Raw genomic sequence first — 12,898 nt, 5'->3', positions numbered from 1 at the left:
CGTCAATGGTCCGGCTTGGGCGCGCCTTTTGTCAACCGGTTGCCAAAATTGCCATTTCGAGTTGCAATTACCGCCCTGGAAGCAGCCTTCCGCTCGAGCCGCGCAGCACGAGTTCCGTCTCCACGCGCAGGATGGCGGCAGGTTCGCCGTCGCCGTGCAGCAGGTCCAGCAGGAGCGTGGTGGCACCCGAACCGCACTCCTCCAGCGGCGAACGGACAGTGGTGAGCGGCGGCGTGGTGAAATCGGCACCGAAGATGTCGTCGAAGCCGACGATGCTGATCTGGTCCGGCACCACTACGCCGGCGGCCTGGAGTTCCTGCATGAGTCCGATGGCCAGGAGGTCGTTGTAGGTCAGCACGGCCGTGGCGCCGCTGTCCCGGACGTCGCGCGCCACTTGCCTGCCGCCGTCGAGCGTTGGCTTGCCGGATTCCAGGCGCACAGCCTCGAGTCGGGACCATTCGCAGGCTGACTGGACGCCTTCCCAGCGGCGTGCGGACATCCAGGACTGCGGCGGCCCGGCGACGAAGGCCACCTTCTTGTGGCCGTTGGCGGCCAGGCTGCGCACCGCCTCACTGATGCCCTTGTTGACGTCGGGGACCACGCAGGGCACGCCGTCCACCTCGCGGTTGATGACCACCACGGGCTTGTCGGTGGCGAGGGCGCGGATGTCATCGTCGTCCATGCGCGGGCTGGCGAGGATGAGGCCGTCCACGGTGGCCATCATCCGGCGGGCTGCGGTGAGTTCGGTTACGGCGGATTCGGCGGACTCTGCCAGCACCAAGGTGTAGTCGCGGAGGGTGGCCGTGGTTTCGGCGCCGCGGATAATCTCGAAGAACGTCGGGTTGGTGATGTCCGCGACGATGAGCCCGAACGTGTTGGTGCGGCCCGTCGGCAGGGCGCGGGCGAAGGGATTCACCTGGTAGTTCAGTTCCGCGGCGGCGTCCTCGATGAGCTTCTGGGTCTTGGCACTGACCCGGCCCGGCTTGCTGAGCGCCCGGGAGACCGTCGACGGATTGACGCCGGCAAGCTTGGCGATGTCGTAGATGGTGGCGTTGGACTTGCCGTCCCGGCCGTGCTTCCTGGCCGGACCTAGGGGTGCGGCAGCTTCCGGCGTCTTGGGTTCAGTCACTGCCCCATCCTAACGAGGAACCCGCCCAAGTAAGTCGCAGCTGTGGGCGTTCCCAGTGTTGGGAACGCCCACAGCTGCGACCCAGATGGGCGGGCACGGGGTTCGTCGGGGCCGGACAGGCGGGACGGGGCTGTTTGCGCGGTACTACGAGCGTTCGGGGAACTTGCCTTCGTCCGCGATCCGCTTGTTCAGCTCCTTGAGGAACTCGTCCTCGTCGAAGTCCAGGCCCACCTCGGTGCCGGTCCAGCTGGAGAAGTGGATGGCGTTGGCGAGCCGGACACCGTTGATGCCATCCGAGCCCGGGGCCAGCAGCGGGGTGCCGTCCAAAATGTTGGCCGCGAAGTTCTGCAGCACGCCGGAGTGCTGCGCACCCCAGGCGGACTCGAACTCGAGGACCTCGGTGGTGTAGTACTGCTCGGGGTTCAGCTCGCCCATGAAGAGCCTGCGGACATCGTCCATGTCCATGCCGTCGCTGAGTTCGCGCTCTGGCTTAACCAGGCGGGTCACCGTGGCGGTCTTGGAGCCTTCGACGACGATTTTGCCCTGGTCGCCCAGGATTTCGAAGCGGTCGGTGCCGGTGAGATCGTGCGTGGCCGTGACGAAGACGCCGGTGGCGCCGTTGCCATAGTCCACCACTGCCGTGACCTCGTCCTCGACGGCGATGTCGCGGCGGAAGCCGTAGGCCACCTTCGCGTAGACGGACTTGGGCACGCCGCAGATCCACTGCCACAGGTCCAGCTGGTGCGGGGCCTGGTTCACCAGGACGCCGCCGCCTTCGCCGCCCCACGTGGCCCGCCATTCGCTGGAATTGTAATAGCCTTGCGGCCGCCACCAGTTGGTGATGATCCAGTTGGTGCGGCGGATGGCGCCGATCTCGCCGTTGCTGACGATCTCCTTGAGCTTCTGGTACAGCGGGTTGTTGCGCTGGTTGAACATAATGGCGAAGGACAGCTCAGGCTTGCCCGCCGCGAACGCGTTAAGCTCCTTGACCTGCTTGGTGTACACGCCGGCGGGCTTCTCCACGAGCGCATGGATGTTGCGCTTGAGCGTTTCGATGCCCATTTCCGGGTGCAGGAAGTGCGGGACGCAGGTGACGACGGCATCCACGTCGCCGCTTTCCAGCATGGCGATGTAGTCGTCGTAGAAGGGTGCGTCAGGGTACTGGGAAGCTGCGAGTTCCTTCTTGGCAGGATCGGTGTCACAGATGGCGCCGATCTCCATGTTCGGGACCAGGCCGTCGGTGATGAACTTGGCGTAGGCGCCACCCTGCTGGCCCAGGCCGATGATGCCAAGGCGTACTTTTGTGCTCACTGGTGGATTTTCCTGTCGTGTTGGAATCTAGAAAAGGTCGGAGTGGCCCATGGCCACGAGGTTGTCGTACGAGGTCTGCAGGGCATCCCAAACAGTCCGGCCATACAGCTGATCCTGCTCCACCAGCAGGTACTGGGCGCCGGCAGACTGGGCGGCCGGGATGATGGCGGGGAAGTCCAGATTGCCCTCCCCCACTTCGGCGAACTGCACCACATCCTTGAACTCGGCCATGAATCCAGCCACGTCCCCCGATTCCAAGAGCCCGAAGGCAGACTCGGGCAGCTGGCCGATCCGGTAGTCCTTCAGGTGCACCATGGCGGTGCGTCCGGCGTACTTTTCCAGGGTTCGGACCGGGTCGAGGCCGCCGCGCTGCACCCAGTGGACGTCGATTTCCATGCCCATGGCCGGGGAGTTGTCCGCAATGATGTCCAGCATGTACTTGCCATCGAACTTCGCGAACTCGATGTGGTGGTTGTGGTAGTACAGGCTGATGCCGTGCTCCTGCAGGCGCTCCGCGTACTCGTTGGCCTGCTTGGCAAAATCAACCACTGCCCCGATCGACTTCATCGCGGCGAAGGGCAGCATGCCAATGCGCAGGAGCCTGGTGTCCAGCCGCTTCGCGTCGTCCACGACCTTGTCGAAGTGGTCCTTGAGCGAATCGGCGGGCATGCCCTTGGGGGTCTCCATCGCGACGGACAGCGCCGCGATGTCCATGCCGAGTTCGGCGCGGGAGCGGTTCAGCTCCGCCACGTTGTCCGGCGTCATCGGGATCTGGGAAATTTCGACGGCGTTGTAGCCGATCGCGCTGACCTTGCGGAGCGTTTCGAATGCCCCGAGTTCGCTGAAGCTGTCCTTCAGCATCATCGCTTGTACGCCAATGGTGGCTGTGTTGGCCATGGTGGTCCCTTCTTTCTTGGCGAGCGGTCCCTCAGGCGGGGACGCCGGCCTGTTCGTTCTGCTGCCGCTGGATCTCCAGCAGCCGGTGCCGGTCGGCGCGGCGCAGTTCCTGCCGGTCCGGGTCTGGCACGGGGGATGCCAGCAGGAGCCGCTGGGTGTAGGGGTGTTCAGGGTCACGGGTGACTACCTCGGCCGGCCCCTGTTCGACGATTTCACCGTGGTACATCACGGCCACCCGGTGGCTGATGTGCCGCACCACGTCCAGGTCATGGGAGACGAACAGGTAGGATACGCCGGTGTCCTTCTGGATCTGCAGGAACAGGTCAAGGACGCGTGCCTGCGTGGACAGGTCCAGTGCGCTGACGGGTTCGTCGCAGACAATCAGCTTCGGCGAGAGCGCCAGCGCCCGGGCGATCGCGACGCGCTGCCGCTGCCCGCCGCTGAATTCCCGCGGCAGGCGGTGGATGGCGTCCGACGGCAGGCCCACCTGGTCAAGCAGTTCCTTGACGCGTGTCCTGGCCGCCTTCTGCTCCATGCCTTGGACACCGAGGGGCTCGGCCAGGATGTCGCCGATCTCCAGGGCCGGGTTCAGGGAGGTATACGGATCCTGGAAGACCACCTGCAGGTCGCGGCTCAGGATCCGGCGCTGCTTGCGGGTGGCCTGGCTGATGTCCTGGCCTTCGAAGGTTATCCTGCCGCCGGTCACCGGAGCCAGGCCCAGGACAGCCCGGCCCAGGGTGGTCTTGCCGGAGCCGGACTCTCCCACCAGGCCGAGGGTCTCGCCCTGGCCGATGGAGATGTTGATGTCCGTCAGAGCGCGGAAGGGCCTGGCGCGAAACTTCTTACTCGGGTACTCGACCACCAGGTTGTCCACCGTCAGAAGGGGTGCCGTCAGCAGCAGCGGTGCGCTTTCCGTGGTGCTCATGCGACCGGCTCCTTCTGGCTGGATACAAGCATGGACATGGGGGTTTTGCCTTCCAGCATGGATGCCAGCAGGGTCTGTGTGTACTGCTCCTTTGGATTGCGGAGAATGTCGCGGACGGACCCTTCCTCCACCAGCCGGCCGTTCTGCATCACGGCCACCCGGTCGCAGAGGTCGGCCACCACGCCGAAGTTGTGGGTCACCAGGATGACGCCGATGTTCAGCCGCCGCTGCAGCTCCCGCAGGAGGTCCAGGACGTCGGCCTGCACAGTGACGTCCAAAGCCGTGGTGGGTTCGTCGGCGATCACCAGATCGGGTTCGCAGCTGATGGCGCCGGCAATCAGCACACGCTGGGCCATGCCGCCGGAGACCTCGTGCGGGTAGGCGCCGAAGGTCCGCCCCGGATTGTCGATTCCGACGTCGGCCAGCAGCTTCAGCGCGCGCCTGCGGGCCTCCTCCTTGGAGATCCCGAGAACCCGGACCATGGGGGTGACCAGCTGGTAGCCGATGCTGAACGCCGGATCCAGGTTGCTCATGGGCTCCTGCGGAATGTAGGAGATCCGCTTGCCCCGCAGCTTGGACAGTCGCACCTGGCTGACCCGGTCCTCGCCCGGCGCCACGGTGTAGTTGCCGTCGAACTGGATGGAGCCGGCCACGATCCGGGCGTTGTCCGGCAGCAGGCCCAGGATGGAGAACGCCGTCTGGGACTTGCCCGAACCGGATTCACCCACAATGCCCAGGATCTCGCCGCGGTCCACGTGGAAGGAGACGTCGTCCACCACTTTTTTGACGGAACCGTCGGCCTGCGGGTAGCCGACGCCGAGGTGGGTCACCTTCACGAGGTGGTGCTCCGTTCCGAAGTCGACGGCGGCCACGGACTTTCCGCCGGGGGCGCGTACCGAACGCGCGGCGGCGGATGCCGCCGTCGTGCCCTTAACCAGAGCCGCCCTCCTGCGGTGCTTGATCTTTTCGCCGTCTTCCAGGGCGTCGCGAATGGCGTTGCCCAGCAGGACCAGGCCGCCGATGGTCAGGGCCATAGCGAGCGCCGGCCAGAAGAGCAGGGTGGGGTTCAGGTAGACGTTCTTGAAGCCTTCGGAAAGCATGACGCCCCAGGTTGCCTTAGTGGGATCACCGAGGCCGAGGAATTCGAGTCCGGACTGGATGGCGATGGCCACTCCGGCAATGGCAGCAGTCTGGATGATGATCGGGGCCCGGACCACGGAGAAGATGTGGCGGGCGATGATGCTCCGGTCAGAGAGCCCGGACACCCGGGCGGCGTCAACGTACAGCTCGTTGCGCACCGACTGGACGGCGGTGCGGGTGAGCCGGAAGTAGGACGGGCTGATCAGGATTCCGAAGGCAATCATGGAAATCCATACGGAGGGGCCGAAGGCCGCCCGGATCGTCAGCAGCACGATCAGGCCCGGCAGGCTCATGAGGATGCTGACCATCCAGTTGGATACTGCCTCGAACTTACCGGCGTAGTACCCGGCGATCAGGCCGGCGGGCAACCCGATAGCGATGGCAACGCCAGCGCAGAGCAACGCGGAAAGAAGTGTCAGCTGGGCGCCGAACAGCAGCCGGCTCCAGACATCGCGCCCGGCGCTGTCGGTTCCCAGGATGTTCACGGAGTCAGGAGCAGCCAGTGTCTTGGCAATGTTTGCGTAATTCTGGTCAAACGGTGCAAAGACCGGAGCCAGCATGGCCAGGAGCGAGATCGCCAGGAGAATGGCCACGGCAGCTATGCCCAGGGGGTTTCTGAACAGGCGCCGGATCACGGTGGAGCGGACCACCGTGCCGCTCTGCCCGGCTTGCGAAGGCACGGGAGCGGCAACCGCCGCGGTTTCAACGGAATCGCTCATGACACACGCACCTTCGGGTTGAGCCAGCCATTAAGAATGTCCACCAGCAGGTTCACCGCAATGACGACGACGACCGTGTACATCACGACGCCCATCACCACCGGAAGATCCGACTGGCCGGTAGCGGCCACTGCCAGCGGACCCATGCCCGGCAGGGCAAAAATCTGCTCGATGATCACTACACCGCCAAGCATGCCGATCAGCTGCAGGCTCAACACCGTCAGACCGGCCGGAGCAGCACTGCGCAGCACGTGCTTGAACAGAATCTCTCGCTCCCCGATGCCGCGGCTGCGCAGCGTACGGACGTAGTCCCGCTCGAGCTGCTTAATGACGGCGCTGCGGATCTGCTGCGCGCCGCCGGTGACCCCGTTGACCAGTAGTGCAATCACCGGAAGGGACATGGAATAGACCCAGGCCTCGGGCCCGGTTTCCGGTGAAATGGTGCTGGTGGCCGGGAAGAGGCCCAGCTGGATGGCTAGGAGGGTGACCAGGACGACGCCAATGACGAACCCCGGCACGGAGTCGCCGATGATGGCGCCGACCTGGACCATCCTGTCCACCCAGCCACGCTTGACGGCGGCCAGAACGCCGATGAGTGCAGCGCAGAGGGCGATCAGGATCATTGCGGCGAAAACCATGGTCATGGTCACCGGAATCCGGGTGGCCAGCGAATTGGCCACGGGTTCCGAGGTGAACCACGAAGCTCCGAGGTTCCCGCTCAAGGCATCGGCCACCCAGGCGAAGTATCGGGCCACGAGGGACTGGTCCAGCCCCAGCTCGTGTTCCTTCAGCGCCACCTGTTCAGCGGTGGCCTGGTCGCCCAGGATGTTCCGGGCGATGCTTCCGCTGGACATGTAGAGCAGGAAGAAGGTAAGTGCCGAGACAACAAACAGCACCACCAGCCCGCTGCCCAGCCGTTTCGCAATGAACCTGATCATGGCGTCCTACTTGGCGGGTGAGTAGTTGTAGATGGACGGGACGGCCTGCTGGATCTGCGGCGTGACCGCAACCTTGGAGTTGTGGTAATACATCTGGTTGACGCGGAACAGCGGCGCGAACCACGCCTGCTCCACCACGTACTTGTTCACTTCCTGCGCCAGCTTGCCTGCGTCCGCGCCGCCCTTCTGAACGGCGTCGATCTTGGCCTGCAGCTCGGGCGTGGTGTTCTTGAACGGATTGTAGAGCGCCTTGGTGGAGACGATCTGGTTGACGGCGACCGTCGGCTCGCCTTGGAAGAGGGAGAAGTACATGGTGGTGAACTTCTGCGCGGCGACATCGGACGTGAACGTGTTGGTCAGCGCGGCGCCCACTTTGAGGGTGATGCCCACGTCCGCCAGCTGCTGCTGGACCACGGAAATCTGGGTTTCAAAGCCGGGGACGCTGGGGATTTCCAGGGTCACGCCGTTTTCGTAGCCGGCTTCCTTGAGGAGCTGCTTGGCCTTGGCCGGATCGTAACTGTAGTAATTCTCCAGTTCCTCGGTCCAGGCACCGCTGGCCTTGCCGAACGGCTGCGACGTCGGCGTGCCCTGGCCGAGCATGACCTGGTCGAGGATGGTTTTGCGGTCGAAGGCGTAGTTGATGGCCTGGCGAACTTTGACGTTAGCCAGCGCCGGGTTCTTGGCGCCGTCGCGGTCCAGCAGGAGCAGGCCCTGCCAGTCAACCCTCGTTGGCCGCCAGCTTCATCTTGGCACCCTCGGCCTGCTTGCCGTTCTTGGGGTCCAGGATGGTTGCGTCCACCTGCCCGGAGACCAGGGCGTTGGTGCGGGCGGTCAGGTCGGTCAGGATCTTGAACGTCAGCTTCTGGTACTTCTGCAGATCCTTGTTCCAGTAGTCCTTGCGGGCAGTGAATACTGTCTGCGAATCCTTGACCGACGCCGCCTTGTCCATCACGTACGGGCCGGAGCCGACCGGTTCGGTCTTGATGCCCTCTGTGCCGAGTGCCTTGGGGCTGCCCATCAGTCCGGCGGCCTGGCTCAGGAAGTATTCCAGGGCTGGCTCCGCGGCACTGAGGTTGATGTCGATGGTGTCGGCGTCCACCACGCTCACGTCCTTGACGGAGGCGAGCTGGGCCATCTGCGGGCCGTTGGCCGTCTTGAAGTGGTCCATGTTGGCTTTGGCGGCCTCGGCGTCGAACTTGGCACCGTCACTGAAGGTGACATCGGTCCGAAGGTCCACAGTGAGCTTGGTGTTAGTGCTGTTGTACTTCCAGCCGGTGGCCAGCATGGGGCTCAGTTTTCCGTCCGGCCCGCGCAGGATCAGGGTGTCGTAGACAGCCTGGTAGGGCTGCAGTACGTGGCCAACATGTGCCTGGGCCGGATCCCAGGACCGTACGTCCTGGAGGGTGCCGATGGTCAGTGCGTTGGCAGCCGTACCGGCAGAACCGGAGGTTGCCGTGCCGCCGCACCCGGTCAGCGCCAGTCCGGCGCTGAGAATAATGGCGGCCGTTGCCGCCTTGGGACCTAACTTCATTGTTGGCTCCTTGAAAGGAATTGGAAGGGAGTCTGTGGAACGTGGGCTTTGGGATGAGGTCGGTGTGGCGTGGGCCACACCGACCGTCTGGGATTCACAGTACGCATTGTTGCCAAGCTTGGCAACCGATTGTCAAAAATGGTTGCCGTTTTTCTTGGGGAGGGTCCAAGTCAGGCAGTGGCCATGGTGCGGTCAATGCAGCCCGTTGCCACAGCACGCTTCTAGGAGACCGTTGCAGCGGACTCCGGGTAGCTCTGGAGGTACACGTCCTTGACGATGCGCAGGGACTTTTCGGCTTCGGCGGGGCTGATCCAGAATGGATCGGCATCATCCAGCCGGGCATAGAAATCGGTGATCAGCAGCTCATGCGAGGCGCCCCAGTAAGAGCGGCCGCCAGACTCACTGCGGCGCTCCGGAACAACTTCCACTCGTCCGTCCGCGTAGGTGACGGTGAGGTCGCCACGGAGGCTCAGCACCGCCTCCTCCGTGACCACCTCAAGGGTGACGGGAGCGTTGGCGGCGTGAGCCAGCGTGGCGTAGAACGCGCTCCGGGCACCGTTGGCATGTTCGGCCACGAATTCCGCGGTGTCCTCCACCTCGATGGTTCCGCCCAGGAAGCGGGTGGAGGCGTTGCCGCTGACAGCCGTTACGTCGCCCACGAGCCACTGGAGCAGGTCCACGGTGTGGATGGCCTGGTTCATCATCAGGCCTCCCCCGCCGCCGGCCCAGCTCCCCCGCCACGGGCGGCTGAGGTAATACTCCGCCGTGCGCTGCCACATCACCGTGGCCGAGGCCCCCAACACGCGCCCCAGGCCGCCCGTGGACAGCAGCGAGTACATGGCCTGCGCCGTCGCGTTGTACCGGTTCTGGAAGCACACCGCGATCTTGGTTCTGCCGCCAGAAGCAGCTTCGACCAGCCGCCGCCCCTCCGCGAGCGTGTGGGCCAGGGGCTTCTCGACAATGACGTGCACCCCGCGCTCCAGGCAGTCCGCCGCCACGGAGGCGTGCCGGTCATGTGGGGTGCAGATGTGCACCACGTCCGGGCGGACCGCTTCGATGAGGCTCAGGTGATCTGCGAAGCCGGGGACGCCGTAGGCGGCCTGCGCGGAAGCCAGCCGTTGCGGGTCCGGATCGCAGACGCCCACCAGGGTGGCGCCGTCGAGCTTTGCTATTGCCTCGAAGTGCACTGAGGAGACATCGCCGCAGCCGATGACGGCCGCCGTCGTACTCACGACAGTTCTATTCCATGTTTCGCGGCGAGCGCGGCGAAGGCGCGGGCAGCGGTTCCGAAGGCCACTGGCCCGGAGAAACCGCCCAGTTCGTGGGCGCTGGCCAGGTGCGGTTCCAGCGAGGCAAAGCCGGTGAAACCGTCCGCTTTGAGGGCGGCGATGGTGGCGTCGAGTTCGCCGTCGCCCTCGCCGGCGGGCACCACCTCACCGGTGGTCGAGAGCGCATCCTTCACCTGGAAGTACTCCAGGTAAGGGCGCAGCATGGCATACCCGTCGGTGTACGGCTTGACGCCCACCTGGACAAAGTTGGCGTTGTCCCAGGCGATGCGCAGGGCCGGCGAATCCACCGACTGCATAATGTCCAGGACGCGCTCCGGCGTATCGCCGTAGATTCCCTTTTCGTTTTCATGCAGAAGCACGACGCCGGACTCCTCGGCGAGCGCTGCCAGCGCACCCATGCGCGCCAGGACATCCCCGCGGATGTCCTCGGGACTTTGCCCCTCCGCCCGATAGAAGGAGAAGATGCGGATACACCTGGTGTCCAGCCCCTTCGCCACGGAGATGATCTGCCGCAGCCTGTCCAGTTCATGTTCCACCGGCAGGCTGACGTCCACCTTGCCGATGGGGCTGGCGACGGCGGAGACCTTGAGGCCCTTGCCGTCAAGAATTTCCTTGAGCCGGGCAACCTGACCGGAGTCCAGTTCCGAGACGTTGGTGCCCCAGGCGCTGCGGACCTCGATATGGCTGGCCCCCAGCGCAAGCAGTACGGCGGCCTGCACTGCGGGATCCGGGTCGATCTCGTCGCCGAATCCCGATAGCTGCCAGACGGTGGTTGGGGTTTTGCTCACGCGGGTCTCCTGGTTTTCGCGGCCGCCGCGCGGCAGCCCGTTCCCGGCTTGAGCGCGGTGACGCAGTTCACAACAGTGTCGGAGCCAGTCTAGGCCAAATGGCACGCCGATGACAACCGATTGCCAACCTTGACAACCTGTGGCATTCTTGTGCAACGGACCTGTGCCGTCAGTCACAGACCTACCAATTCGACCCGTGCCACGAGGGCCCGCGGGACACGGTTAGAGAGCCCCCCTTCCGGTGGCTCGCACGTTCAGAGAGGAGCTCCGTGGCTACGACGCAACCAGCGGCAGTGGACCGGCCGGCCACCATCCACGATATTGCCGCGCTCTGCGGCGTGGCGGCCTCCACCGTCTCCCGCGCACTGTCCACACCCGACCGCGTCAATATCCGCACCCGCCAGCGGATCGAAGCAGCGGCCGCCCAGCTCCACTACGTGCCCAACAGCCAGGCCAAGGCGCTGAGCTCCGGCCGGACCGGCGCCGTCGGAGTCCTGGTGCCGGACATCACCAACCCGTTCTACTTCGACCTCATCAGGGGCACGCAGCTGCAGCTGAAGGCTGCCGGGTACACCCAGCTGCTGGTGGACACGGAGGAATCCGACGAGGTGGAGGCCAGCGCAGTGGAGCAGCTGCGCAAGAGTGCGGATGGAGTGGTGGTGGCCGCATCCCGGCTCACCGACGAGGCGCTGCTGGCCGCAGCCGCGAAAATGCCGATGGTCACCATCAACCGCGACGTCGCCGGTGTTCCCGCCGTTCTCATCGACACGCCGTCGGCCACCACCCAGGCTTTGGACCACCTCATCTCGCTCGGCCACCACAGCGTCGCCTACATCGCCGGCCCGGCAACCTCGCAGTCCAGCACCCGGCGGTGGGACACGCTGTCCGAGGCCGCCGAAGAGCGCGGCGTGGAGGTGCGCAGGCTGGGCCCCTTCGCCCCCAAGACCCAGTCCGGTGCTGCTGCTGCAGATGCCGCCGTGCACAGCGGCGTGACCGCGTGCATCGTGTTCAACGACCTCATTGCCATTGGGATGCTCCAGCGGCTGCGCGAACGCGGCATCAGGGTGCCACAGGACATGAGTATCGTGGGCTGCGATGACATCTTCGGCGCCGATTTCTGCAACCCGCCGCTGTCCACCATGGCCTCCCCGATCGAGCAGGCGGGCCGGGTGGCGGTATCCATGCTGCTGGCCCAGCTGAACCCGCTCGCCGGCGGCGTCGCGCGCAGCCGCTCCGTCATGCCGACACATCTGACGGTCCGGGGCTCCACGGGACCGGCTCCCGATGCACGGTAGCGCCTCCGGGACGCGGGCGGAAACAGTTGAGCCTTGCGGAGCCCGCTGACTAGGCTGTGTCTCATGCGCACACTCCAAGCCAAGATCATCGAAGAAATGGGCGTCCAGCCCCAGATCGATCCCGCAGAGGAGGTGCGCAAACGCGTCATTTTCCTGAAGGAGTACCTCAAGGCCACCGGCACCAAGGGCTTTGTCCTGGGCATCTCCGGCGGCCTTGACTCGTCGCTCGCCGGGCGGCTCGCCCAGCTCGCGGTCGAAGAGTTGCAGTCAGAGGGCGTGGACGCGCAGTTTGTGGCGGTCCGCCTCCCCTACGGCGCCCAGCACGACGAGGAGGACGCGCAGGCCGCCCTGGACTTCATCAAGGCCTCCAAGGAATGGACGTTCAACATTTCCGCCGCCGTGGACGGCTTCGAGGACGAGTTCGAAAAGACGGTCGGCAACGGCATCTCCGACTTCCACAAGGGCAACACCAAGGCCCGCACGCGCATGATCGCCCAGTACGCCCTGGCGGGCGAGCACAACTACCTCGTCATCGGCACGGACCACGGAGCTGAATCCGTCACCGGGTTCTTCACCAAATACGGCGACGGCGGGGCCGACATCCTGCCGCTGTTCGGCCTCAACAAGCGGCAGAACCGGGCCCTGCTGGAACACCTCGGCGCTCCGGAGCGGGTGTGGAAGAAGGTGCCGACGGCCGACCTCCTGGACGGCAGGCCCGGCCGCACCGACGAGGACGAACTGGGCCTGAGCTACGACCAGATCGACGATTACCTCGAGGGCCGCGACGTCGGCGACAGCGCTGCAGAGTTGATCGAGCAGAAGTACTTGCGGACCCGGCACAAGCGCACAGTTCCGGTCAGCATCTTCGACACCTGGTGGAAGCACGAGGGTCCGGAAGAGGGCAGGGTGGGTCTTTGAGCCAGCTGGGCTTGGCCT

12 protein-coding genes are annotated in these 12,898 nt (G+C 65.1%); 2 read left to right on the top strand and 10 right to left on the bottom strand.

Annotated features, from left to right (window positions below; genetic code table 11):
* Nucleotides 1-67: 67 nt before the first annotated feature.
* The 10 genes from QFZ33_RS04215 to QFZ33_RS04170 all read right to left on the bottom strand — a co-directional run bounded on the left by QFZ33_RS04215 (nucleotide 68) and on the right by QFZ33_RS04170 (nucleotide 10,667).
* A complete protein-coding gene (locus tag QFZ33_RS04215) occupies nucleotides 68-1,129 on the bottom strand; it encodes a LacI family DNA-binding transcriptional regulator (RefSeq protein WP_307025131.1) in 1,062 nt (353 codons plus the stop codon).
* Nucleotides 1,130-1,273: 144 nt separating this feature from the next.
* Complete coding sequence (locus QFZ33_RS04210; RefSeq protein ID WP_307025130.1) at nucleotides 1,274-2,440, bottom strand: Gfo/Idh/MocA family protein; 1,167 nt, start codon at nucleotides 2,438-2,440, stop codon at nucleotides 1,274-1,276.
* 27 nt (nucleotides 2,441-2,467) lie between these two features.
* Entirely contained in the window at nucleotides 2,468-3,337 is an 870-nt protein-coding gene (locus tag QFZ33_RS04205; RefSeq protein ID WP_307025128.1) for a sugar phosphate isomerase/epimerase family protein, read from the bottom strand.
* A 31-nt stretch (nucleotides 3,338-3,368) separates the two neighbouring features.
* Nucleotides 3,369-4,262, bottom strand: coding sequence for an ATP-binding cassette domain-containing protein (locus QFZ33_RS04200; RefSeq protein WP_307025126.1), 894 nt, complete (start codon nucleotides 4,260-4,262; stop codon nucleotides 3,369-3,371).
* Nucleotides 4,259-6,121: a dipeptide/oligopeptide/nickel ABC transporter permease/ATP-binding protein gene (locus tag QFZ33_RS04195; RefSeq protein WP_307025124.1), complete on the bottom strand. Its 1,863-nt coding sequence runs from the start codon at nucleotides 6,119-6,121 to the stop codon at nucleotides 4,259-4,261. Before QFZ33_RS04195 ends, QFZ33_RS04200 begins: the two co-directional genes overlap by 4 nt.
* Nucleotides 6,118-7,059: an ABC transporter permease gene (locus QFZ33_RS04190; protein WP_307025122.1), complete on the bottom strand. Its 942-nt coding sequence runs from the start codon at nucleotides 7,057-7,059 to the stop codon at nucleotides 6,118-6,120. Before QFZ33_RS04190 ends, QFZ33_RS04195 begins: the two co-directional genes overlap by 4 nt.
* 6 nt (nucleotides 7,060-7,065) lie before the next feature.
* Nucleotides 7,066-7,701 (bottom strand): ABC transporter substrate-binding protein, encoded by a 636-nt coding sequence (locus tag QFZ33_RS04185; protein WP_307031659.1) that lies wholly within the window; start codon nucleotides 7,699-7,701, stop codon nucleotides 7,066-7,068.
* 76 nt (nucleotides 7,702-7,777) lie between these two features.
* Nucleotides 7,778-8,590: an ABC transporter substrate-binding protein gene (locus QFZ33_RS04180; protein ID WP_307025120.1), complete on the bottom strand. Its 813-nt coding sequence runs from the start codon at nucleotides 8,588-8,590 to the stop codon at nucleotides 7,778-7,780.
* Between the two features lie 221 nt (nucleotides 8,591-8,811).
* Nucleotides 8,812-9,822 (bottom strand): Gfo/Idh/MocA family protein, encoded by a 1,011-nt coding sequence (locus tag QFZ33_RS04175; protein ID WP_307025116.1) that lies wholly within the window; start codon nucleotides 9,820-9,822, stop codon nucleotides 8,812-8,814.
* Nucleotides 9,819-10,667 (bottom strand): sugar phosphate isomerase/epimerase family protein, encoded by an 849-nt coding sequence (locus tag QFZ33_RS04170; RefSeq protein ID WP_307025114.1) that lies wholly within the window; start codon nucleotides 10,665-10,667, stop codon nucleotides 9,819-9,821. The genes QFZ33_RS04175 and QFZ33_RS04170 overlap by 4 nt, the downstream gene beginning before the upstream one ends.
* 269 nt (nucleotides 10,668-10,936) lie before the next feature.
* Between QFZ33_RS04170 and QFZ33_RS04165 the strand changes: the two genes are divergently transcribed.
* Nucleotides 10,937-11,962, top strand: a complete 1,026-nt coding sequence (locus QFZ33_RS04165) for a LacI family DNA-binding transcriptional regulator (RefSeq protein WP_307025113.1) — start codon at nucleotides 10,937-10,939, stop codon at nucleotides 11,960-11,962.
* 63 nt (nucleotides 11,963-12,025) lie between these two features.
* Nucleotides 12,026-12,880, top strand: a complete 855-nt coding sequence (gene nadE, locus QFZ33_RS04160) for an ammonia-dependent NAD(+) synthetase (protein ID WP_307025111.1) — start codon at nucleotides 12,026-12,028, stop codon at nucleotides 12,878-12,880.
* Nucleotides 12,881-12,898: the final 18 nt, after the last annotated feature.

The organism is Arthrobacter globiformis, assembly GCF_030815865.1.
Taxonomy (GTDB): Bacteria; Actinomycetota; Actinomycetes; order Actinomycetales; family Micrococcaceae; genus Arthrobacter; species Arthrobacter globiformis_B.
This window is presented reverse-complemented; position numbering and strand designations above follow the sequence as displayed.